Source organism: Bacilliculturomica massiliensis, from assembly GCF_900605495.1.
Lineage (GTDB): Bacteria > Bacillota > Clostridia > Peptostreptococcales > Anaerovoracaceae > Bacilliculturomica > Bacilliculturomica massiliensis.
The window spans coordinates 106,564-130,526 of record NZ_LR027599.1; the positions used below are offsets into that span (position 1 = coordinate 106,564).

At 56.1% G+C, this 23,963-nt stretch carries 21 protein-coding genes; all 21 read right to left on the bottom strand.

Going from position 1 to position 23,963, the window contains the following annotated elements; all coding sequences use genetic code 11:
- Nucleotides 1-2,799, bottom strand: a complete 2,799-nt coding sequence (locus E0E37_RS03055; RefSeq protein WP_130861505.1) for a PD-(D/E)XK nuclease family protein — start codon at nt 2,797-2,799, stop codon at nt 1-3.
- Between the two features lie 256 nt (nt 2,800-3,055).
- Complete coding sequence (locus E0E37_RS03060; RefSeq protein WP_165445174.1) at nt 3,056-4,432, bottom strand: Na+/H+ antiporter NhaC family protein; 1,377 nt, start codon at nt 4,430-4,432, stop codon at nt 3,056-3,058.
- A gap of 35 nt (nt 4,433-4,467) precedes the next feature.
- Entirely contained in the window at nt 4,468-5,850 is a 1,383-nt protein-coding gene (locus E0E37_RS03065) for a Sapep family Mn(2+)-dependent dipeptidase (protein ID WP_130861507.1), read from the bottom strand.
- 98 nt (nt 5,851-5,948) lie between these two features.
- Nucleotides 5,949-7,223 carry a heme ABC transporter ATP-binding protein gene (locus E0E37_RS03070; RefSeq protein WP_130861634.1) on the bottom strand — a complete coding sequence of 425 codons (1,275 nt, stop codon included), beginning with the start codon at nt 7,221-7,223 and terminating at the stop codon, nt 5,949-5,951.
- 1 nt (nt 7,224) lies between these two features.
- Complete coding sequence (locus E0E37_RS03075; protein ID WP_130861508.1) at nt 7,225-8,253, bottom strand: FecCD family ABC transporter permease; 1,029 nt, start codon at nt 8,251-8,253, stop codon at nt 7,225-7,227.
- A gap of 87 nt (nt 8,254-8,340) precedes the next feature.
- Entirely contained in the window at nt 8,341-9,258 is a 918-nt protein-coding gene (locus tag E0E37_RS03080) for an ABC transporter substrate-binding protein (RefSeq protein ID WP_165445175.1), read from the bottom strand.
- Nucleotides 9,259-9,451: 193 nt separating this feature from the next.
- Nucleotides 9,452-10,264 (bottom strand): MerR family transcriptional regulator, encoded by an 813-nt coding sequence (locus E0E37_RS03085; protein WP_130861510.1) that lies wholly within the window; start codon nt 10,262-10,264, stop codon nt 9,452-9,454.
- 125 nt (nt 10,265-10,389) lie between these two features.
- The gene (locus tag E0E37_RS03090; RefSeq protein WP_130861511.1) at nt 10,390-11,046 is read right to left on the bottom strand and encodes an SOS response-associated peptidase; all 657 of its coding nucleotides are present in this window, start codon (nt 11,044-11,046) and stop codon (nt 10,390-10,392) included.
- Between the two features lie 19 nt (nt 11,047-11,065).
- A complete protein-coding gene (locus tag E0E37_RS03095) occupies nt 11,066-12,103 on the bottom strand; it encodes an alpha/beta fold hydrolase (RefSeq protein ID WP_130861512.1) in 1,038 nt (345 codons plus the stop codon).
- Nucleotides 12,104-12,198: 95 nt separating this feature from the next.
- Nucleotides 12,199-13,626, bottom strand: coding sequence for a nicotinate phosphoribosyltransferase (locus tag E0E37_RS03100; RefSeq protein WP_130861513.1), 1,428 nt, complete (start codon nt 13,624-13,626; stop codon nt 12,199-12,201).
- A gap of 511 nt (nt 13,627-14,137) precedes the next feature.
- Entirely contained in the window at nt 14,138-15,076 is a 939-nt protein-coding gene (locus E0E37_RS03105) for an arginase family protein (RefSeq protein ID WP_130861514.1), read from the bottom strand.
- On the bottom strand, nt 15,073-15,876 hold the full coding sequence (locus E0E37_RS03110) for an enoyl-CoA hydratase/isomerase family protein (protein WP_130861515.1): 804 nt from the start codon (nt 15,874-15,876) through the stop codon (nt 15,073-15,075). The genes E0E37_RS03105 and E0E37_RS03110 overlap by 4 nt, the downstream gene beginning before the upstream one ends.
- Before the next feature lie 30 nt (nt 15,877-15,906).
- Nucleotides 15,907-16,278 (bottom strand): VOC family protein, encoded by a 372-nt coding sequence (locus tag E0E37_RS03115; RefSeq protein WP_130861516.1) that lies wholly within the window; start codon nt 16,276-16,278, stop codon nt 15,907-15,909.
- A 23-nt stretch (nt 16,279-16,301) separates the two neighbouring features.
- Entirely contained in the window at nt 16,302-17,237 is a 936-nt protein-coding gene (locus tag E0E37_RS03120; RefSeq protein WP_165445176.1) for a dihydrodipicolinate synthase family protein, read from the bottom strand.
- A gap of 14 nt (nt 17,238-17,251) precedes the next feature.
- The gene (locus tag E0E37_RS03125) at nt 17,252-18,166 is read right to left on the bottom strand and encodes an NAD(P)-dependent oxidoreductase (RefSeq protein WP_130861518.1); all 915 of its coding nucleotides are present in this window, start codon (nt 18,164-18,166) and stop codon (nt 17,252-17,254) included.
- A gap of 25 nt (nt 18,167-18,191) precedes the next feature.
- Nucleotides 18,192-19,370 (bottom strand): CaiB/BaiF CoA transferase family protein, encoded by a 1,179-nt coding sequence (locus tag E0E37_RS03130; protein ID WP_130861519.1) that lies wholly within the window; start codon nt 19,368-19,370, stop codon nt 18,192-18,194.
- Nucleotides 19,371-19,390: 20 nt separating this feature from the next.
- The gene (locus tag E0E37_RS03135; RefSeq protein ID WP_130861520.1) at nt 19,391-20,569 is read right to left on the bottom strand and encodes a CaiB/BaiF CoA transferase family protein; all 1,179 of its coding nucleotides are present in this window, start codon (nt 20,567-20,569) and stop codon (nt 19,391-19,393) included.
- A 28-nt stretch (nt 20,570-20,597) separates the two neighbouring features.
- Nucleotides 20,598-21,317 carry an ABC transporter ATP-binding protein gene (locus E0E37_RS03140; RefSeq protein WP_130861521.1) on the bottom strand — a complete coding sequence of 240 codons (720 nt, stop codon included), beginning with the start codon at nt 21,315-21,317 and terminating at the stop codon, nt 20,598-20,600.
- A complete protein-coding gene (locus E0E37_RS03145) occupies nt 21,314-22,099 on the bottom strand; it encodes an ABC transporter ATP-binding protein (protein ID WP_130861522.1) in 786 nt (261 codons plus the stop codon). The genes E0E37_RS03140 and E0E37_RS03145 overlap by 4 nt, the downstream gene beginning before the upstream one ends.
- A 1-nt stretch (nt 22,100) precedes the next feature.
- Nucleotides 22,101-22,997, bottom strand: a complete 897-nt coding sequence (locus E0E37_RS03150) for a branched-chain amino acid ABC transporter permease (protein ID WP_165445177.1) — start codon at nt 22,995-22,997, stop codon at nt 22,101-22,103.
- A gap of 17 nt (nt 22,998-23,014) precedes the next feature.
- Nucleotides 23,015-23,893: a branched-chain amino acid ABC transporter permease gene (locus E0E37_RS03155; RefSeq protein WP_130861524.1), complete on the bottom strand. Its 879-nt coding sequence runs from the start codon at nt 23,891-23,893 to the stop codon at nt 23,015-23,017.
- Nucleotides 23,894-23,963: the final 70 nt, after the last annotated feature.

Here is a 23,963-nt window from a genome sequence, read left to right on the forward strand (position 1 = left end):
TCAGCCTCCCCTCCTTTCATCGCGGTGGCAGAATTCTTTCACGCCGCACCACCGGCAGGCCGGGTTGAAGTCTGCGTCTGACCCGCGTCCTGAGGCTGCGTCGGTGGCTTTCCAGTTTACTCCGGTCTCTATGGCGTCCAGCGCCCTGCCGACGGCCTCTGCGATCTCCTCTTTTCTTTTCCTGTCATATGTGCAGGTCACCCTGATCCCCGCCAGCGGATAGAGATATTCTGTGAACAGCTCGCAGCCTGCGTATTCCTGCTGCTCCAGCATCATACAGTAAAGCAGAGTCTGGATACAGCTGGCCGTGTGATTTTCTCTGTGATGGACCTGTTTCCCCGTCTTATAATCCAGAACGCCGATACGCGGCGGTTCCCCGCCGAAGTTCATGACCAGATCCGGGACCCCGTGACACAGGAGCCTTCCAGGAAGGATCACCCTGTCCCCGATCTCCTGTTCCGCCATCTCCAGCGTACCGATGCGGCCGCTGTCCCACAGTTCCACATAACCCTTCAGTATCTCCCGCACCTCCTCCGCGCTGCGCCGGCCGTCAGAGCGGCAAGGCTTGCGGATCTCGTATTCCCGCAGCAGCCGCTCCCCGATCTCCCGCATTAATGCGTGCTTTCTCTCTCTGCGTTCCGGCTGTGTCAGGCCGTTGAGACCATCCTCGTACTCCCGTCGGTTATACTCCTCAAAAGCGCTGTGACACAGCGTCCCTTTTTCTGCCGCCGTCAGCCAGGCAGTCAGACTTTCCCTGTCCTCCGGCTCCCGGATCTTAAGCAGTCTGGTCAGAGCGAAACGATAAGGACAGGTCAGCAGCAGCTCCGCCGCGGAGGGCGTGACAGTGAGCATCGGAAGCGTTCCCAATCCGCTCCCGGCAGGTTTTTTCTCCGTCCAGGCCCGGGCTCCTCTTTCAGAGCCGACCCCATTCCCATATACGGAAGCAAAATTTGCCCGCCCTGCGGGTCTCATGGACAGTTGGCTGAGAAATGCCGGAACCGCCGTCTGCTTCAGCTCGCTCAGACTGAAGTCCGACCAGGAAAGCGTCACAGCGCTTCCTCTCTTCCCCAGAAGCTCCGGCAGACGTAGAAGATCCCTTTTCCGTGCAGCCGTTCTCTCCTCCGAGGTCAGAAGCGTACAGCCCTTCGTCCTGCTTCGGATCTGCTGGATATCGCCGTCCAGGATCACCGCGTTTTCAGCCTCGCTGCCCGTCAGATGCTGCAGACCGCACAGATAGATGTAAGGACGGTTCAAAAAAGCTGCCTGCTGCAGCGTGCAGAAATGCACCGCGCCTGCTTTCTCCGGCCGTCCGCCCACAGCCCGTCTGCGAAACAGGTCGATCACATCGGCCAGGATCTCCCCCTGGTCTATCCTTTCACCGGCCATGGCGGGAGCGCCGCTTTCCCCACCGCCGTTCTTTTCCTTAAGCGCCGCGCTGAACAGCTGCAGAAACCCGTCGCAGCCGTCGCTGTCCGCCGGATCGTTTTCTCTTCGGAAGGTAAAACTGCGCAGGATCCCCTCCGCTGTGAACAGCTCTGCCATCCGGTAAGCGTAAGGCAGCGCTCTCCACTCCCAGTCCAGGGCCGCCCGCTCCCGGGGCGCGGCCCTGAGCCGGTCCCGGTCAAGCAGCGTCTCATAGGCGCGCAGGCGATCGGCGTTCTCCTGCGTATTCAGGGTAAAACTCAGTCTCCGTCCAAGATCCAGCGCTGTTTTCCACAGACGCCCGCGATCCTCCGCCTCCACGCCCTTTTTCTCCATGTAGTCCAGGATCGCGCTCCCGTCGAAGAGTTCAGTCATGGCGTCGTAGTCGTCCCTGGCGAACGCGCTGCGGCTCCAGGCCACGATCCTTTCCGCCAGTATGCAGATCCGGGAATGGACGCCTTTGATCCCCGCTCCCAGTGTGACGGGCAGATTCCCTTCTTCCAGAAACAGATGGACGTAATCCTCCGGGGAGGCCGCGGCCACTGCAAACCGGTCCGCAGCCTCTCCGGAAGCCGCGATCTCCTGCAGGATGCGGGCTGTTTCGTTGGACGCTCCATAAGCTGTAAAATACACGGGATCGTCCGCTTCTCCCTTCAAGACGTCCGCCCCCATCAGTTCGTCCCACTCAAGCCGGCCGAGAGTTCCGAAAGCCGTCTCCGCAAGCCTTCTCTCCAGCGGGCTTATCTCGAACCCCTCCGCCGTGAAGCCCTCCCCATCCAGCAGCGGTCCGCCTGTCTGTTCTCCGCAGAGAATAATGCGCCGGAACAGCATGATATTATCACAGCATTCCCGTTCCGCAAGCCGTTGGAAATAAGGGGCGGCCAGCTCTGTGATGATCGCGGCGTTCTTCTCCGCCATGACCGGTCTGCGTCCCGTCCCTGATCCCGTCTGAAAGTCCGGATCAGCGTCCGCCTGTTTTTCGCCCACAGCGCCCCCTGCGCCCTCAGCACCCTCAGCGCAGAGCAGTCGGTACAGCCCATCCAGCTCGTTCTCCTCCGCGCCGGAGAGCTGCAGTCGCAGATCTGTCAGCGCCCGATACAACATTTCCGCGTCGGCTATGCCCGCGCTGTCAAAATAGGGTCTCTGCGCGGACCTGCGGTTCTCACGCAATATCGAGCGCATGATAAAAATACCTTCATCGTCTGTGACCGCCGCTTTGCATGAAGAGATCCCTCTTGACTGAAGCATTTCCTCAGCCAGCCGCACAGGATCCATAATATGTAAGTTCACAAATATCTCCCCCGCCATGGCGCGGCACTTCAGCAGCGCCTGTCCCGGCAGTCCTTTTGCTATGATATATCGCTTTTTCCGATCCATGAAACCTCCCAGATGACGCCGTCCCGCCCGACAGTTTTATAAACCGCGGCCAGCCTTTCAAAGCGTCGGATCAATTGAACACTCTCCGGCCATTATACATCATATTTCGCCGCGCGCCAAACAAAAGGCCCTCCCCCTTCCAGCCGCTTCCAAAAAAGATCCGGACCGGCGCATTTTATCCCAGCGCAGGTCCGGACCTTTTCAGCGCTTTTCAGCCGCCGGAACGGGCATGGCTTTCAAAGCGTTCCATATTTGATCACATCAGGATGCCCAGCGCCAGGAAGATGACGATGGAAGCGGCAAACGGCACGGCCACCAGCGGCGCGGCGGTCCTGAAGTATTCCGCATTGGTGGACTGCGTGGAAGCCGACGTCAAAATGACGGTGTCCGAGTACATGCAGATGTGTCCGCCGAAGCAGACCGCTGAGATCAGCGCTCCTGCGCACAGAAACAGGTTGGCGTCCAGCGCCGCGGCCAGCGGTCCCACGATGGGAAACGCGATGGCGGCCAGTCCCCAGAAACTTCCGGAAGCGAAGGACAGCAGTCCGATCACCACGAATACGGTCACAGGCAGCAGCGCGGGACTCACCGTCTTCAGCGCCACGCCCACCACGAAGTCGATGAGCCCCAGCTGACCGTTCACCTCGATCAGCGTGTAGGACAGGATGATGATGACCAGCGTGGGGAACATATCCACCAGACCGTCCATGATGCATCCGAAAAATCTCTTCACGGACATCAGACGCTGAGGGATATACATTACAAAGCAGAGGGCGATGGCGGCGAACAGGCCCACGAGAATATCGTCGGCCGATATGGTCAGAATGCAGACAAGCAGAATGGGAAGCAGGAAGTTCAGCGCCCTGCACTTCTTCCCCTCAAACTTTTTTTCCTCATCCGGCAGATCCACCAGGGCGGCGCTGGACTCTTCCGACAGGACCTTCCCGGTTTCCAGCGCGCGCTGCTCCGCCTTCTTCATAGGGCCGAAGACCGGCAGTATCCCGGTGGCGAAGAACGGCACCAGCAGTACCGCCAGCCAGCCGTAGATCACGAAGGGCACTGTGTGGATATAGGCCGACGTCACGGACAGCCCCCCGGTCATGTCCGCCGTCTCCATCTGCGCTCCCATGAAGGCGGACCAGGTGGAAAAGGGAATGATGGCGCAGACGGTCACGCCTGTTGAATTGATAATGTAAGCCAGCATTTCTCTGGAAACGCGGTGCTTGTCCGTAATGTCGCGGACGGCGGCGCCCACGGCCAGGCAGTTCAGGTAATCGTCCACAAACACGATGATCCCCAGTATCCACGCTCCCACCACAGATGATTTCCGCGTCTTCAGATACTTCTGCGCCAGACGGGAGAATCCAAGCACGCCGCCGGACTCCCGCATGAGCATGATCAGCGAGCCGAACAGTCCGCACAGCATCAGCACCCAGGCCGTATTGCTCTCCGCCATGACAGTGTAAAGGCCGTCCAGCAGTCCGTTGAACGCGTCGACGGGATTGCCGGAGCTCACCATGAGAAAGCCCACGGCCACGCCTACCACCAGCGATATGAACGTATCTCTGGTGATGACGGCGAACACGATAATTACGAGAACAGGAATAAGACTAAAAACTCCGAATGTATCCATGATCATCCTCCTTTATCATACTTCTCAGATATTTTTTATCGGAACGACTCTTCCGAACAGGCGATCTTCTCAATGGTCAAAGCGAATATCTGGGCGTTGGCCATCAGGCTCTCAATGGAAATATACTCGTTTTCCTGGTGACAGGTGTCCTCCTCGCCGGGAAAGATGGGTCCCCAGGACACCACGTTGGGCATGGCCTTGGCGTAGGAGCCGCCATAGGCCAGCACGAATTCGTTTTCTGTGCCGGTGACTTCCTCGTACGCCTGAGCGCAGGCCTTGAGAAAAGGCCTCTCCCTGCTCACATAGACAGCAGGCAGGACCGACTGGTTTTCCAGCCGCCCTCCGCAGCTCTCCGCTGTCCGCCGCAGCCCCTCCAGTATCTCCCTGGGGTCTGTTCCGTAGGGGAATCTAACGTTGATGTGCACCCGCGCTTCCCCTCCTTCCGTGCGGAATATGGTGGGAGAAAAGACATTTCTGTGGACGAACTCACCGTTGTAGTACTCGCTGCCGCTCTCCATGCCCAGGGCTTTTCCGTACAGATCTCCGAATTTTTCATCCACCATGTACAGCAGCCGCAGCAGCTGGCTGTCCTCCGGCGCCAGGCCGTCCCGCTCCCTTTTTCGCAGCTCACGCGCCATGAGAAAGATGGCGTTCTCTCCTTTTTCCGGCTGGCAGGAATGGACCGCTTTCCCAACGGTCCGGACCTCCCGGCGAATCTTCGTTTCCATTTCTTCCAGCACCGCGGTGCAGCTCCCCGGTACGATGTTCTGAGCCGTGCCGGCTTCCAGCGAGATCAGCCGGAACCCCCGTCCGGTCTGTTCGCACGCCGCGTCCTCTTCCCCCAGCGGAAACATCAGATCCACGTCCACGCCGCCCTTTTCAATATTGCAGATCGGGAATTCGCCGTCCGGCGTAAAGCCGTAATCCGGCAGCGGGTACTTTTTTACATAAGCCCGCATGTCTGTCCAGTCCACCTCCTCCTGCGTCCCAAGGATCAGCTGGACCTTTTTGCGGAAAGGCCCGCCGCACTCCGCCGCCGCTTTCATGGCATAGAGCGAAGCGATGATGGCTCCCTTATCGTCCAGCGTTCCTCTGCCGTACACGGAGCCGTCCCGGACGACGGCCTGAAAGGGCTCTGTCCTCCACACCGACCGGTCTCCGGCGTCCACCACATCCACGTGGGCCAGGATCCCCAGGACCTCGTCGCCGCCGCCGGCTTCGATAACGCCTGCCTGTCCGTCCAGCAGCGCTTCGGCGTGAAATCCCATGGACGCCCCCAGCTCCAGAATAAAGTCCAGAGCTCTGCGCACGTTTTCCCGATCGTTGGACACGCTGGGGATCTCCACAAAACGGCAGAGGTCGTCCAGCATTCGGCTGCGGTTTTCCCCCAGCCAGCTCTTCACCTGTTTTTCCTCCATACTCCATCATCCTCCTTTCCTGACTCCGGTCTTTTCTTACAAAAAAGAATAGACCCCGGAGCAGGTCCGAGGTCAAGATTTTTTTCAGATTTTTTTGTCTATTCACTTTTTCCATCTTTTTTTCGGATCTCAGGCCCGTCTCCCCGTACCATGGCGAGAAACTCGTCGTGATCCCCGATCTCCGCCAGCAGCCCGGCCCGCCGTATGGCCGAGATCCGCTCCGCCAGTCCCCCTCCGGTAAAATCCTGGCAGTGGGAGTGGAACACCACAGGGACGCCCAGCTCTTCAAGCCCCTGCAGATTATTGATATTGGCTGCTCCGAAGGGAATGTCCGCCACCAGAATGACGTCGGCGTCTTTCATCATCTCAAGATTCTCCCGCTGTTTTTCCTCCGATATCATGGTAAAGGGCCTTTCCTCCGACATGGGAATGCCAAGGGCCCTGCACACCGCCCAGTCGTCGCTTCCCTGATTGAGTACGCCGGCGCTGACGTCGTGTCCCATCTCGTCCAGTTCCTCCAGCACGCGGCCCGCTCCCGCTCCGCCGCAGATCACGTGGATCCGCAGCGGGCGGTCCGTGGCCGCTCCGGAGAGTACGCGGATCGGCAGGATCTCCGGACAGTCAAAAACGGGATGTTCCCTCACTATCACCTTCATATTGTAGATCTGATTCAGGTTTTTCCTGGTCACTACCTCCCGGGGGCTTCCCTCGGCGATCCGTTTTCCGCCCTTCATCATGACCAGTCTCCGGCAGTAGCGCGCCGCCAGATTGACGTCGTGAAGCACCGCCATGACCGTCAGCCCTTCCTCTGCGGACAGCTGCCGCACCAGCTCCATCACCTCGATCTGATGGGACAGATCCAGCGCGGAGGTGGGCTCGTCCAGCAGAATGATCTCCGGTTCCTGCGCGATCGCCCGGGCGATGATCACCCGCTGCTTCTCTCCGCCGGAAAGCTGGGAAAAGAGCCGCCCTGCAAATCCGGCCGTACCGGTGCGCTCCATGGCCTCTCTCACGATCCGCCGCTCCCTCGACGCGCTTTTCCCCTTTTCTCCCGCGTAGGGGTTCCGCCCCATAGTCACGATATCCTCCGCGGTAAAATCGAATTCCACATTAAAATTCTGCGGCACCACGGCCACCTTTCTGGCCCGGGCCGCCGGTCTGAACCCCGCGTTGTCCTCCCCGTCCAACAGGATCCTTCCTGAAGTCAGCGGCAGCAGTCCTGATACGCAGCGGATCAGCGTGGATTTTCCGGCTCCGTTGGCCCCGATCAGCCCTGTAAGATCACCCGGCTCCAGCGTCATGGAAAAGTCGGAGAGCACCTGCGTTTCCCCGTAGGACGCGCTGACGCCGCAAAACTCCAGCCTGCCTCCCATATCAGCCACCCGCCTTTCCCGACCGTCTCAGCAAATACAGAAAAAACGGTCCTCCAAAAGCCGCCGTGATGATCCCCACCGGGATCTCCGAAGGACTCAGACTTCTGGCCAGCGTGTCGCAGATCACCAGGAACGTCCCTCCGAAGAGCAGTGAAAAGGGCAGGAGGATCCTGTGCTTCGGCCCCACTGCCAACCGCACCACGTGGGGCACCACCAGACCCACGAATCCAATGATCCCCGTCACAGAGACCAGTACCGCCGTGATCACCGACGAGGAGATCAGCACCTTTTTCTTCAGCCGTTCCGTATCGACCCCCAGCTGTGTGGCCGTCTCTTCCCCCATGAGCATAATATCCAGCTCACGTCTCATGGAAAGCAGCACGGCGGCGCCTGCCGCCAGCCATGGCGCCGCCAGCATCACCTGGGGCCAGCCCTTTCCGTTCAGACTTCCCAGCGTCCAGAACATGATCTGATTCATGCTCTGCACGTTGAAGATCATCACCAGCGACATGAGGGCGGTCAGCGACTGCCCCACAGCGATCCCCGAGAGCAGCAGAGAGGCGACGGGAACGGTCCTTCCTCTGCGAGAGATATGGTAGACCACAAAGACCGTGGCGAAAGCCCCCGCGAAGGCCAGCAGCGCCGTGAGGGAAAGTCCCGCAAACCCGCCGGATCCGTGCATGATGATACCCAGGCTCGCCCCCAGCGCCGCTCCGGAGGAGACCCCCAGTATGTACGGATCCGCCATGGGATTTCTGAAGATGCCCTGATAGGCCGCCCCGCAGACGGAGAGTCCTCCGCCCGCGAGAAATCCCAGGATCACGCGGGGCATTCTCACTTTCCAGATGATCGCTTCGCTTCCCGCATCCACGGCGCCCGCCCCCGCGCCCAGCAGCTTTGAGGCCAGGATCCTGTTGATCTCCCCAACCGGTATTGAAGTGATGCCGGTGATCGTGCAGATATAGATCAATATAAGGCAGCCCGCCGCAGCCAGCGCCACGATCCCTTTTTTTCTTCCTTCTTTACTCATCCGGACTCCTGTCTGTTCCTTTACTCTTCTTTTCTTTCATCCGTAGGCCTTCTCTCCCGTCATTCAGCCGTTGAATGGACGGCGCCGTCATTGAAAAGCTTCCGGTACGATATCCTTTGCCAGCTGTTCCAGACCGTCCGCGATCCGGGGACCGGGACGCTGGACCAGATCGCTTTCCGGAGAAAGCATTTCATAGTACACGATCCTGTTGTTCTTTACTGCGTTGACTGTATCAAAGCCCGGCAGCTTTCTGATCTCCTCCGGCCGGGTATAAAAAGAGACGTAAACGTCGGGGTCTGCGGCGATGATGGACTCCGCCGGCAGCTGGGGCCACTGCATGCCCGTATCGGCGGCGATATTTTTCAGCCCGAGTTCCGAGAGCAGAGACCCCAGAAGGGACCCTTCTCCCGCGCTGTAGAAATTGCCGATATCGATGAAAACGGACCGCTCCCCCTCTGACGCAGCTTCCTTCAGCGCCGCCTTTACCTTCGCCGACACGGCGGCGCGCTTTTCCTCCATGGCCCATATCAGAGCCTCCGCCTGCTCCGGCGTTCCCGTAATGCTTCCGGTCTTGCGGATATCCTCTTCCACCCCTTCGATGCTGGCCGCGTTGTAGACGATGACCGCGGCCCCCGCGCTCTCCAGCTGGGCCCGGATATCGTCCTGAATAAAATCCGTGGCCATCACCAGATCCGGCGCCATGGCAATGATCTTTTCCAGATTTGGCGCGTTAAAATCGCCCACGGAAGGTACCTCCGCCGCATCTGCCGGATAGTTGCAGTAGTCGGTCCTCCCCGCTACCTTCCCGGAGAGCCCCAGGGCGAACAGGATCTCCGTGTTGGCCGGTGACAGGGACACGATGCGTTCCGGCTCCCGGCGGATGGTCACCTGATTTCCCAGATCGTCGGTGACGGTCACCGGAAACAGTCCGCTTTCCGCGGTCTCGTCCGCGCCCGCGCCGCCGTCCGCCGTCTGCGGTAACCCACAGGTTCTGCAGATATTCAATGACTGGCTAAAACCCGGCTGCGATGGCGATTCCGCCTCAATCGGAAACCGGGGGAAAAAACAGAGCGAAATAGGCGCGGTCTCTTATACACATCAAGATGTGTAAAATAGACAGCATCAGCAGTGCGATCAATATGAGAACCGCCGGCCTGCAGTTGATGCGGCCGCGTTTTTTCCCTGCAGTATTCAAACTTCATTCCTCCGTTCCCGCGCTGCGGACCTGCGCCACGATGGGCGCGTAGATCCTGTACAGCGCCATCCGCTTTCCATCCACATAGTAATTGGTGTTTTCCCGGCCATAGATCTCCCCGCTGAGCCGGTAACCGTTCTCTTCCGCGTAGGCTACCAGCGGATCGATCATCTCATGCACGTCGTCGCTGTAGTGCACCTCTGTGTAAATACAGCGCTCGGCGCTCTCCTCGATCACGTCGTTGTCCGTATTTCTGGCGGCGTTGGCCGCCGTCTTGCTCAGAGACAGATAACGCCTGAAATTCAAATCTTCCCCGCCGATATTGCAGCAGAAAGAGAAAGAGGCGATCATCCAGTCGTCCTTGCCGATATTCAGGCCATTTTTGATATAGTGGGCAATGTGATCGGATTCGTCGTAAAACCCGTCCTTGCGGATCTCCGGCGGCATCCTGCCGATGCGAAACTCGTTCAGCAGCTCCAGTTCCTCGTAATACCACTCGCCCCAGAACTGATTCTTTTCCAGGATCTTTGTGTATTTTTCTATATTTCGAATGGCGTCCATCTTTTTTTCTTCAATGATCTCGCCGATCTTTTCCAGTTCCAGCCCGCCGAAAATGCGCTTGATGTCGCTGAGGGACAGATCCAGATTGCGGTAAAACAGTATGTCCGACAGCAGCATGACGTCGTCCGACGAATATTCCCAATAATTGTTTTCCCTGTTCTGCCGGGGCTTGATCAGCCCCTCTCTCATGTAAAACCGGATCATCTCGCTGGACATGCCCAACGCCTTGGATATCTCGCCTACCGTCAAATACATTTTACCGCCCCCTTCCACAGGATCGCCAAAAAAGAAAAATTTTCCGGATAAAACTCCCCCGGGACTGAACGGCCCGGTCTACATCGACGACAGGGCCGCAGAACGAACGGCCTGGCCTCCGTCCGTCAAAAGATCGGCAGTACCTGCTGTTCGTACTCCCGATGGCTCTGCAGCATCGGATTTTCCTTCGCCAGTATCTGCTCCAGCGCGCCGTCCTCGCAGATCCAGGTCTTCAGCTCGTCCCGCTCCAGGATCAGCGGCATCCTGTCGTGGACCGGCCTCACGGAATCGTTCGCCTGGGCGGTGAGAATGACGAACCGCTCTTCCGTCTCAAAAACACTGTAAAACCCCGCCATGAAGATCACCGGCTGCTCCGGCTGCCGGAAGGTCACCTGATTTTTTCCGGCGTCCCACTCATAGAAATATCCCGCGGGAATGACGCAGCGCCTGTGCCTCACGCTTTCACGAAAGGTGGGACGCTGCAGCGCCGTCTCCGCTCTGGCGTTGATCAGCAGCCCCTTCCCCGCCCTGCCGGGAAATCCCCAGCGCATGGTGTCCGCAGTGAGACCATCATTGGGGCCTGCAGTTTGGCCTGCATTGGGATCTGCAGTCAGGCCTGCGGTCCGACCTGAAAAAGAGCCGCCGCTGCGGCGGATGACCACCGCTGACTGGGAAGGGCGCACATCGCCCCCTGCCCGGTCCCTGATGCTCCCGTCAAAACTGTCCACCACTCTCATGATCTCGTTTATCATTTCACTGTCCGCATAAAATCTGCCGCACATATCCCGCTCCCTTATTCTTTTACGCCCGTATCCCACAGGGGACAGGCGGGCATCGTCTGTCCAGCCATCTGAATATATCCTCGTAGACCAGCACGCGTCCAGACTCGTTGAGCAGTTCGTGACGGCAGCCGGGATACAGGCGGATGATCAGATCTTTCGATCCGGCAAAGGCCAGACGGTCGTGGACTTCTTTCACGCCTTTTCCATACCGTCCCACCGGGTCCATGGATCCGCTGAGCAGCAGCACAGGCAGATCCGTCGGCACCTCCCGCGCCCAATCTCTGCGGGAGATATACCGCAGCAGATGATAGAGATCCAGAAAACCGCCGAGGGTAAAGACGAAGTTGCAGCGCGGATCATCCCGGAAGCGTTCCACCTGCTCCTCATCGTTGGACAGCCAGTCGTACTCAGTCTTCTGGGGACGGAATTTCGCATTGTAGGTCCCAAACGCAAAGTCGTTGACCAGCCGGCTCCGGAAGCGGTCCCCTCTGGTTTTGCTCATCGCTTTCACCAGCGGATATGCGGCGGAGGACAGCGGATTGGACCCGCTGGTGCCCATAAGCACGGCCCCGCTGTACTCGTCCCCGTAAAGGCTGATGCAGGCCCGGGCGATAAAGGAGCCCATGCTGTGTCCCAGCAGAAAATAAGGCGTCTGTGGATACTCTTCTTTCATTCTGACCGTCAGCCTGTGAGCGTCCTCCACCAGGCAGCGCCACCCGTCCCGCTCTGCAAAGTAGCCGAAGTCCTCCCCGCTGTCCACAGAACCGCCGTGGCCCAGATGGTCGTTTCCGCAGACCAGTATTCCCCGATCGTTCAGATAGGCGGCGAAATCCCCGTAACGCTCCAGATATTCGCACATGCCGTGAGAGATCTGAACCACCGCCCGGGGCGCGGGTCTCATGCCGTCTCCGGCGCCGGGCCTGTCCGCTTCCGTTCCCAATGTTTCCGGGCCTGCCGCCGGGCCTGTTGTTCCCCACGGCGCCCCGGCTCCGGGTTCGTACACATAATAAGCGATGGTATTTCGCCCATTGCTGCTGGGATACGTTCCTTTTCTCATAGATCTTTCCTCCCCTCCCGCCTGATTCTTTGCCGTTCATGCAAAAAGACGAAGCTCTGCCCGCCGGTGGGCAAAGCTTCGTCCCTGTTCGTCCCCTAACCCTCGTGCTCTTCGATCAGGCGATTTTTTAACTCCCACAGTTCCCTGGACAGATCCACGTAATAGATATGCGGGTATTCAAAGCGCAGGATCTCCTCCCACAGCGTGTCGATCTGGTCCAGACAGTGCTTTCTGATGTCGTGGACCGACGGCGACTTGTAGATCAGTTCGCCCTGACGGAATACCTGCACATGCAGCTCTTTCGCATAGAAATCTTTCAGCTTCTTGCGCTTCCACGTGGCTTTCGGATTGAATATTTCATAATCCTGTCCCGCCGGAGTATCCTCATGGTGCAGCGTGATCACATCGGCAAAGGCCTGATTGGTCGTCTTGTCAAAGAGACGGTATACCTTTTTAAAGCCGGGGTTCGTTATCTTTTCAATATTTTCACTGATCTTGATCTTGGGAATGACCTGGCCGTTCTTCTCCATGCCGGACAGCTTGTAAACGCCGCCGAAGACAGGATCGGATTTGGCTGTGATCAGCCTCTCGCCAACTCCGAAGGAATCGATGCAGGCGCCCTGACTGATCACGTCCCGGATCAGGTATTCGTCGAAAGAGTTGGAGACCACGATCTTGCATGCCTGCAGCCCCGCCTCGTCCAGCATTTTTCTGGCCCGCTTGGTCAGATAAGTGACGTCTCCGCTGTCGATGCGGATACCCATATTCTCCGGTTTTTTCTCCAGAAAGACCTTGATGGCGTTGGGCACGCCGGACTTCAGCACATTGTAGGTGTCCACCAGAAGCGTGCAGTTCTGCGGATAGAGCTCCGCATACTTTTCAAAGGCTTCCAGCTCTGTGGGAAACATCTGCACCCAGCTGTGAGCCATCGTTCCCAGCGCCGGGATGCCGTATTCCTCGTCGGTGATCGTGCAGGCTGTGCCCACGCAGCCGCCCACATAGGCCGCCCGCGCTCCGATGATGGCCGCCGCCGTACCGTGCGCCCGTCTGGAACCAAACTCCATCACGCCCCGTCCCTGGGCCGCGCGAACGATCCGGTTGGCCTTCGTGGCGATCAGACTCTGATGATTGACGATGAGGAGAAGCATTGTCTCAATAAACTGCGCCTGGATGATCGGCCCCCGTACCGTGATCAGCGGCTCGCCGGGAAATACCGGCGTTCCCTCCGGGATCGCCCACACATCGCAGGTAAACTTAAAGTTTCTCAGATATTCCAGAAAATCCTCGTGGAACATCTTCTTGCCCCGAAGATAGGCAATATCTTCATCGGTAAACCTCAGGTTCTGCAGATATTCAATGACCTGCTCAAGACCGGCTGCGATGGCGATTCCGCCTCCATCGGGAATCTGGCGGAAAAACAGATCGAAATAGGCGATTTCCTCTCCGACTCCCTGTTCAAAATAACCGTTCGCCATGGTGATCTCATAAAAGTCGGTCAGCATGGTCATGTTTCTTCGTTCCATGTCTCTTTGTCCTTTCTTTTCGCGGAGTTGAGTCCGCAAATTGCTGCTTATCTTTACTAGTTTAACAGAAAGCACCTGCTGTTGACAAGACACATGCAGTCTTTAGTGACAAATATTTCATTATTTAAGGTTTTTTCAGACTATTTTTCACATCATTTCTCACATTATTTTACACATTTTCCCCGGCGTCCCACGGGCCTGTCTCCATCTCCCGACAGCCCGGCTCTCCTCCCGAAAACTTCTAAAATAGCGGCCGACTGCTCTCAATGTTCATCCTGCCAACTTATTTTTTCCACGTGCAGACGTATTTATGCAGCTGCAAAAGCGCCGTCGCACGGAAGTACCGCGGCGCCATTCAGCGCCCCAGTCAATCTCCCGCATTTCATATGATATAATCTGTTTTAAACTGCATAAAAATGCCGTCAGCCAGTAAACTGGCTGACGGCAGAAACATTTTTTTTCATTGTCCTCATGACCGGCGGCAAACCACTTTTCCGAACAGCTCACCGTCTCATTTCGTCTCTAAGTCGGGACATTCTTTCCAGTTTCCAAGGCCCGCGCCCAGAAGCCGCATTCCATTCAAGGTTCGGCTATCCTGGCCGGGCTTGCCGTTTACGAAGGTCACCGACACAAGGGAAAACGCCATCACCTTCCCGGTTTCCATGACGATCCTGATATTATTCATCACGGTTTCCAGTTCCGGTCCATTATCTTCCACAAAAAGGGAGTTGGGAATGTACTTTCCATCCAGAATATCCAGGTCCATATGCAGATAGATCATGTCGACTTTGTCCGCCAGCCGCCTGACCGTCTTTTCCCATGTTTGCGTATCATTGAAGGCCGCCGTATCCACTACGGTCATATTCCCTTCTTCGATAGCCTGCTTTTCGGCAGCGTCCAGGTTCCTGCCGTCAGTCAGGATAATGTGTTCGGTGGGGATGGCTGATTCCAGCCCTGCTCCTTTGCGCCAGACGTCGCAGCCGCGTCCGGCGGCCACCGCTAAGGGCATACCGCCAGGGCGGCCGCTTTCGCTGGTTTCAGGCGTATTATAATCGCCGTGGGCGTCCATCCAGATAAAGCCGATCTTCTTGTCCGTTCCAAAGGTCTGCTGGAGGCCTCCCAGAACGCCCACCACATGCTCGCAGCCTCCGCCAGTCAAAAGCACGCACTCTCCCTTTTTCAGCCCGGCGGCTGTCTCCCTGCAGATGCTGTGGGAAAGCTCGCCCAGCGCCTTGCAGAACACTTCCGGATCGCTGTCAAAAAAAGCGTCCTTTTCTAAAGGATATTTTTCATGATCATAGGATACCTGCGCTACTTCAAAGGGCACATCGGCCTTGTAGTACAGGCCGCACAGCTTGTAATCATCAAATTCCCGTCTATAGTAGACCCGCTTCATATTGCGGTAAGGTACTTCTACAACTTTGATCCCGGTAACCGGTCTTGCACTCATTTCGATTCTCCCTTCCTGTTATTAAAATGGGCCTCCCGTTTATGGATAAACGCGTCAACGCCCTCTTTGGCGTCATCAGAGGCCAGAACCTGGCTGATCAATCCCAGAGAATACTGGATCCCCTGAGACGGAGGCATCTCAAAGATATCATCGACTCCCCGTTTAATGGCCCGCAGAGATTGCCGGGGCATTTCCGCCAGCTGCCGGGCCAGGGCGATCCCGCGGTCTAACACGTCTTCTGCGGGAAGGACTTCGTTTACCATGCCCATTTCCTTCGCTTCCGCGGCTGTGATCATATTGCCAAAGAACATGAGCTCCTTGGCTCTGGCGCGTCCGACCAGCCGGGGCAGACGTACCAGTCCGCCGCTGCCAGGGAACAGGCCGATCTTTATTTCAGGAAACCCAACCTTAATGTGATCCGCCATCAGGATGTAATCGCAGCACAGGGCCATTTCCAAGCCCCCTCCCAGCGTAATTCCATTCAGGGCCGCAATGACAGGCTGGGGCAGTTCCGCAAGTTTATTCAATACATGGCACTCAAATTTTAATTTTTCGGAGACCATCGTGCCCTTTTCCACAAAGGTTGAAAACTCTTTGATATCGGCTCCCGCGGAAAACGCCTTCGCGCCTGCCCCCGTCAGTATGACTACGGAAATGCTGTCGTCTCCGCCCACTTCATCCAGGATCTCGTTCAAGCGCTCATTGAGCCCGACCGTCATCAGATTAAGGGGGGGCGTATTCAGCGTGATTTTCCCTATCCCCTTTTCCATCCTCTCAAATAATACTGTATCAGCATTCATCAAACATCTCGCCTCCCAGATCCCTCCGTCTCATTTTTGCAGTAAATGTATCGCAAATCCTTCGATCTCCTCTTTCAGGTAGATCGTCCTCAATCCGCCGTCGTCGTTGTATTGCCGGGAAGAATCAAGAAACTCCACGCCTTTTCCTTCCAGGTAAGCGACCGCTGATTCAATGTCGTTGGTGCGTATGGCCACATGGCCCTTTCTTCCCGGACAGGGAGGCTTCACGCATTCAAATAGATCGCCCACAAACAGCGACGGCTTCCCTGGAATAAGAGGCAGTCCAAATAATTGGCTTAAATAGCCGGCCTCCCTGCAGGCCTGGTCTTCGCTGTCAAAATGAAAGCCTATGTGCCCGATTTGAAATTCCAGGAGAACTCCCTGCTCCATTGCGTCATTCATCTGTTTTTTCTCCTCTCTGTGGGTTATCCGTTCAGCAGTCCGCTTTCCACCAGGGCCTGGCGAATTCTTTCCTGTTCTTCCGGGCCGATCGGCGCCAGCGGCTCCCGGACCACGGCGCGCTTTTGACGGCCAAGCAGCTTTAACGCTGCCTTCATCCGATTGTGCATATCCAAAAGCGGTGTTCGATAGAAAACCTGCATCAGCGGGAACATCTTCTGGTAGACCTCTCTGGCGGCAAAGAGATCGTTGTTCTCAATTCCATGAAATAATTGGGCGAGAAGTTCCGCAATGACGCTGCCGGAACCAGAAATTATGCCGTCGCCTCCGACGGCCAGGCTGGGCAGAAGCTTGGTGTTATTGGTGCATAGGATCGAGACCTGATTTTCACACCTGCGCAGAGCCCGCAGGTTTTCTTCGTAACGCTGCAGATCATCGGATCCTTCTTTGATCGCCACGATCGACGGGATGTCTTCCACCAGACTCACCAGGGTATCCGTGGTATAAGCCATTTTAGATTGGACGGAAAACTGGAAAAGAACAATGGGGATATCGGCTTTCTCCGCAACGGTGGAAACGAACCGGCGGGGAAGGTCCGACGTGACGGTCCCCCCCAGCCCGAACACGTTGGGAGGAAAGAGCAAGATCCCGTCGGCGCCTGCTCTCTGGGCGATCCTGGCCTTTTCTGCCGCGGCCTTTGCCGTTTCGCAAACCACGCCGGAAATAATGGGAAAATCCTTGCCCGCTTCATCCTTTGCGACTTCGATCACGCGTATGTACTCCCCGTCCGTCAGCGCCGTCACTTCGCCGGCGTGGCCATTGGAGATAATGGCGTTCACGCCGTCTACGCCGGCCAGATGGGAAATATGCCGGCGCAGCTCGGTCTCATCTAAGCTGAAATCTTCCCGAAAGGGCGTAATATGGGCGGGAATAATGCCTCGCGGCTTGAATGCTTGATTCATCACAACCTCCTGATCTAAAATTCTGCACGGATCGGCGGCTCCACATCTTCCACGATGGCCATCCCCGCCATATCCTTCATCAACGTTTTGATATTGGAGTATTTCGTATCTCCTTTTCCTCCGTCTATCATTTCCCTCATGCGTTTCCCAACAGCAGCTGTACAGCATACCGGAACGCCGTATCTGTCTGCCAGGCGCTGAACGCACTCCATATGCTTTTCAGCGGTTTTCACCTTCCATCCCGGAGCGGATTCCTCCTCAAAGGGCAGCCCAGCCAGATAGCCATTCCAGGCGCAGGCCTGGCTGAATGCCTGCAGCATGGTAGATACGCTGATTCCAGCCCGCATGCCTATGGAAATCGCTTCAATATTGGCTTCCTGGATCACACCGGACAGCAGGTTGTTGATCAGTTTCATGGTGTGACCGGCGCCGGCGCCGCCGCAGCAGATCACGTCCCTTCCCACTGCGTTTAAAACGGGCATCGCCTTTTCTATGGCTTCTTGCCTGCCGCCGGCCAAGATCAACAGATCTCCTGTCTCCGCATGTTTCGGGGAACGGCCCACCGGCGCATCGATGAGACTGATGTTCCGTTCCTCCGCCTGCCTGGCTAATTCCTCCGTTATAAAGGGATCGCCCGTAGTCATGTCGATCCAGACGCTCCCTGACCTCATGGCGCAAAGCAGTCCATCTTTCCCTGCCGCCACCTTCACGACCGTTTCCGCATCCGGCAGCATGGTAATCACTACGTCGCAATCCAGGCAGATCTCCCGGGGCGTTTTACCGGCCCTCGCCCCATACTCTTTCTCCATGATCTGGACCGGAACGGGATCGATATCCAGGACAGACAGCAAATATCCACTCTTTCCAATATTTTTTGCCATGGGAAGCCCCATGGCGCCCAATCCAATAAAACCAACTCGCCGAGTCAACTTTCATCCCCCCTGTCCATCCTTTTTATCCCTGCTTTACAACACCGCTCTGCACAAGCCCGTGAATCTCCTTTTCGCTGTACCCCAGTTCCCGCAAGATCTCATCTGTCTGCTCACCCGGCATAGGCGGCGCTTTCTTCAGTAAAGGCCGCTCCCCGTCAAAACGGATGGGGTTTGACATGAGACGGACTTTTCCCGCCACAGGATGCTCCGTCTCGAAAAATACGTTGTTCCACTGAACCTGGGGATCCTTTTCCACATCATTATATGTGTTTATGAGTGAATACCAGATGCCCATTTCATCAAATTTCTGGATCCAGTAGGCGTTTGCCTTTCTGGCCATATGCTCCGCGGTCTTTTCGTTGATCTCTTCCCGTTTCCCGAACTGGCCGTCCTTTTCCCACTGGAGGAACGTGTCGTCGTCAAATACAAGGGCCAATTTGTCCAGCGAAGTCATGGACAGGCATATAAAATCATCCGCCGTCTTGAAAACGCCGTAGGGCGCCTGCCCAAACCGGGAAGAAATACCGGACTGGCTTCTTTCATAGAGGGGATAACCGTTCAGATGAATATTAAAGGGTTCAATTTGCAGGTCCAGAGCCGCGTCCAGCAAATTGCTTTCGATCTTTCGGCCTTTTCCCGTTTCCATTCGATCGTACAGCGCTGCAAGAATGCCGCTGGCCGCCAAAACAGCTCCGTGAATGTCGACGACCGGCGCTCCCAGAGCCATGGGCGGATCGGTTTTTCTGCCGCTCAGCGTCATCAGTCCGCTCTTGGCCTGGGCCAGGAGATCCTGCCCCGGCGCCTCTTTGCAGGGACCGTCCTGCCCATATCCCGAACAGGAGCAGTAGATAAGACCTGGATTCCTCTCTCTCAGTGTCTCATAACCAAAGCCCAGACGCTCCATGACGCCAGGCCGGTAGTTCTCGATCAAAACATCCCCGTCTTCTATTAATCTGTAAATTACTTCTTTTCCTTCTTCCCTTTTTAAATCAACGCACATGCTCCTTTGATTCCGGTTTCCCAGCAGGAAGTTTATACTTACGCCATTGAGATAAGCGTTGCACCCGGACCAGCGGCGTTCAAAAGCGCCGGTCAGGGGCTCGATCTTTATTACATCCGCTCCAAAATCCCCCAGTGTCTGCGCCGCCAGCGGCCCCTGCAAAAAGTGGGTAAAGCTAATTACCTTAATCGATTCAAGCAAAACAATCTCTCCTTACCATTTTATCCGCATTTCACCACCATGTTTTCGACAAGGCCCTGGATTTCTTCCTGGGAATATCCCAGATCCCTTAAGATCTCCTGCGTGTGTTCCCCCAGGCCGGGCGGCAGTCTTCTCAACTCCAGCCGGCGGCCATCGTACTGAACGGGGTTCGCCAGCACACGCACTTTACCGGCTGTGGGATGGTCGAACTGAGTAATGCTTTTATTCCATTGCACCTGAGGATCCTTCTCCACATCATCATATGTATTTATGAGGGAATACCAGATTCCAAGCTCATCAAACTTTTCCAGCCAATGGGCGCTTTCCCGCTGCCGCATATGATCTGCCACCCTTTGATTGACGTCTTCTCTGTGGTCGAACTGATCCTCGTCCTCCCATTGCAGGAACCAGTCGTCTTCAAATACCGCGGCCAGTTTCCCGGCCGAGATCATGGAGAGACAAATATAGCGGTCCTTCGTTTCATACACGCCGTAGGGGGCCTGATGCACACGGGTGGCGATGCCTGAACTGCTCCTGTCGTAGATCGGCACGCCGTTCAGGTGATAGAGCAGCGGCTCCATCTGCAAATGCAGGGCCGCGTTCAAGAGACAGTTGTCGATTTTTTTGCCCACGCCCGTTTTCTTCCTCTCGCACAGCGCGGCCAGGATGCCCATCGCCGCAAGCTTTGCCGCATGCTGGTCGGCGATGGCCGTGCCTACCGGGACGGGGGGATCGCTCTGCCTGCCGTTGATGGTGGTAAATCCACTCAGGGCCTGAGCCAACAGATCCTGACCTGGCTGCTTACTATACGGACCGGTGGCTCCAAACCCGGAGCACGAGCAATAGATCAGGGATGGATTGATTTTTTTCAGCTCCTCATAGCCGAATCCCAGTTTCTCCATTACGCCCGGCCTGTAATTCTCAACGATCACGTCTGCCTGGCCAGCTAAATTGCGTATGATTTGTTTTCCCTCCGGCGCCTTTAGATCGATGCTCAGGCTTCTTTGATTTCGATCCACTGAAAGAAAATACACGCTGACGCCGTTGAGAAAGGAATCGATCCCGGACCAGTGCCGCTCAAACGCCCCGCTGAGAGATTCCACTTTGATCACATCCGCTCCCAGATCGGCCAGCGCCTGAACAGCGGAAGGTCCCTGCAGATAATGAGTGAAACTTAAAATTTTAACTGATTCTAACAAAAATTATTCTCCTTTCCGCCTGCACGCTCTATGCAAGCCCCAGGTATTCCTGCTGAATAGAGGGATCGTCCGCCAGATCGCACGCCAGACCTTCCCGGACGATCTGGCCCGTCTTCAGGACATAGACCCGCTTCGACACCTCCAACGCCAGAAACGCGTTTTGCTCAACGATTAAAATGGCCTGATTCCGCAGGCGGTTGAGCTGCTGTATTTTTTCAAATAGCTCGTCGATAATGATCGGAGCCAGACCCAGAGACGGTTCATCCAACAGCAGGAGTCTGGGACGCGCCATCAAAGCCCGGCCCACTGCCAGCATCTGCTGTTCCCCGCCGGACAACGTGCCGCTCATCTGATGGATGCGCTCTCTCAGCCGCGGAAACAGTTCCAGCACTTCCTCAAAATCCTCTGCGATGGAGTCCTTGCCGTCTTTGCGGCTGTACGCGCCGACCTTCAGGTTTTCCTTCACCGTCAAATTGGAGAAAATCCGCCGCCCTTCCGGAACAAGTGAGATCCCCCTCGACACAACAGCATGGGACGCGTTGGGCAGCCGCTCTCCCTGAAACGAGATGGTTCCCGATTTCGCTTCCTTGTCTCCCGCTATCGTGCGAAGCAGCGTGGATTTTCCCGCGCCATTGGCGCCGATAATGGAAACGATCTCGCCCTCATGAATGCGCAGCGACACGCCGTGAAGGGCATGAATGCCGCCGTAATACACTTCTAAAGAATTGACATCTAATAAAACACTCACTGTTTTGTCCTCCGCGAGCCCAAATAGGCCCTTACCACTTCCGGGTTTGACTGGATCTCTTCCGGCGTGCCCTCAGCCAGCAATTGGCCAAGGTTAAGCACGTAGATTCTATCGCAGAGCTTCAGTACGAATTCAATATGATGCTCGATGAGAATGACGGTGAGATCGTAGTTTTTATAGATCCGCCGCAGAAGCTCCGCCAGCTCGTTGCACTCGTCGTTATTCATGCCTGCGGCAGGCTCATCCAACAACAGGAGCTTGGGAGAAGCCGCCAGCGCCCGGGCGATTTCCAGTCTCCTCTGAAGGCCGTAGGCCAGTGTTCCCGCTTCCCGGTCTTTGTATGCTTCCAGTCCCAGATCACTCAGGAATTCCAGAGCCCTCTTTTCTGTCTCCTTCTGCTGCCGCGTGACTTTGGACAAGCCCAGCATGGCTGCCCACATCGAATAGGAAGGCGCGCTGTGCATGGGGATGGTCACGTTGTCCAGCACCGACATCTTAGGGAAAATACGGATGTTTTGAAAGGTCCGGCTGATGCCTAAACGGGAAATCTGATCGGGACGCTTCTTTGTCAGGCTGTGGCCGTCAAAGACAATGCCGCCGCCAGTAGGGCTCACATTGCCCGTAATGGAATTGAAGAACGTGGTTTTTCCCGCGCCGTTAGGCCCGATCAGCCCCACGAATTCACTTTTATTTATCTGGATGCTCACATCGTTGACCGCCTTTAATCCGCCGAAAGCGATGGTCATGTGATCGATGTCGAGCAGCGCTGTTTTGCCGTCCATTTTATCCCCTCCCCGTCCTTTTCTGTCTTTCACCTATCCCTGCTTTTATCTTGTGATACAGCCTTCCGACCCATTTGAAGGAAATCTCTCTATAACCAAACAGGCCGTCGGGGCGAAACAGCATGATGAGAATAAAGGCCAATCCGTAGAAAACAAGACGCCAGACGGCGAGAAAACGAAGGATCTCCGGCAGTATGACCAAGATCCCGGCAGCCATGAGCGGCCCGGACAAACTGCACATGCCGCCGAGAACCACCGCCGCCAGCAAGTCGTTGGACTTGGCCTCCGCAAAGGACATGGGCGAGACGAACGTGGCGTAGAAGACAAAGAGCCCCCCTGCCACGCCGCCGTAAAAAGCGCTTATCATCAGGGCCCGCAGCTTTGTCCGAAGGGGATTCACGCCCACCATCTCCGCGGCGGATTCCTGTTGCTGCACTGCCATGCAGTTTTTCCCATAATCCGATTTAATGAAATTTCTCATGCAGTAAACCATGATCGCAGTAATGAGAATAACAAGCCAGACAGAAGACAGCCGGGGGATGCCGGTAATGCCTATGGCTCCGCCCAGTACGGGCTTGATGTTGGAAATGGCCACCCGAACCACGGTAACAAAGCCGAGCATCACAATGCCGAACGCATCTCCCTCCAGCTTGTTTCGCAAGGCGGGATAACCCAGGATCACGCTTACGATAACAGCGATAAATCCGCCCAGGACCACGGCCAGCAAAAACGGAACGCCCAGGTTTTTATACAGAACAACAGCGGCGTATCCGCCTACCGCCATGAAGCCCGCGTGACCAATGGAAAATATACCTGTATAACCGGTCAATAACGAGAGCCCGCTGACAGCTATCCCATGAACGCAGACAAAGACGATGATAGAAAATATGTATAACAAAATTCGCTCCCCCTTTCTTATAGCTTATCCTGGACTTTTTTGCCCACGATGCCGTTGGGAAGAAAGATCAGTACAAGGATCATGATGCCAAATGAGAACAAGTCCCGAAGAGCGGAGGAAATATATCCGGAGACCATAGTTTCTATGACTCCCAGGATAAAGCCGCCGAGAACGGCGCCGGGAAGGCTTCCCATTCCTCCGATGACGCTGGCGATAAATGCTTTGTTGGCGATATCTCCCAAATTCGGATAAACCGTATACTTCATGCCCATAAAAGTACCGGCGATTCCCGCTGTAATGCCGGAGATCGCGAATACGATCAGGGACACCTTGTTTACGTTGATTCCCATCAGCCCCGCCGTGTCCGTATCGTGGGCCGCGGAGCGGATCGCCAGTCCCTGTTTCGAGAGATAAAGGAAGACCCAGAGAACTGCAAGGGATATCAGAGACGCGAAAAGCGAATAAACATCCAGGGCGCTGACCACGATACTGCCCATATGTATGGAGTCCGTGGAAAAGGTGGATGGGAGATAGCGCACATTGGCGCCCAGCAGCACCACCGCCAGGTTCAGAAGGAAAATGTTGAACCCCATGGCGGTGATCATCAGATAAAGTCGAGGGGATTTTCTCTTCCGCAGCGGACGATAAGCCACAAGCTCCGTGATCAAAGAAATAAAAACTGCGAATATGATCGCGAAAACCAGACCGATCAAAGTGGGAAATCCCAGCTTTACCACTGCAAAGTAGGCGGCGAATGCGCCGCACATCATGACGGCGCCATAGCCAAAATTGGTAAAATTAAAAATGCTGGTAATCAGCGCGTATCCCACTGCCAGCAACGCGTAAACGCTGCCAATAGAGAGCCCGATCACTAATTGTTGTAAAAATAGATTCATGCTAATCTCTCCATTTCAAGGAATCATACCTTCCGTTAACAAGGATGCACACGACCAAACAGTTGAGATT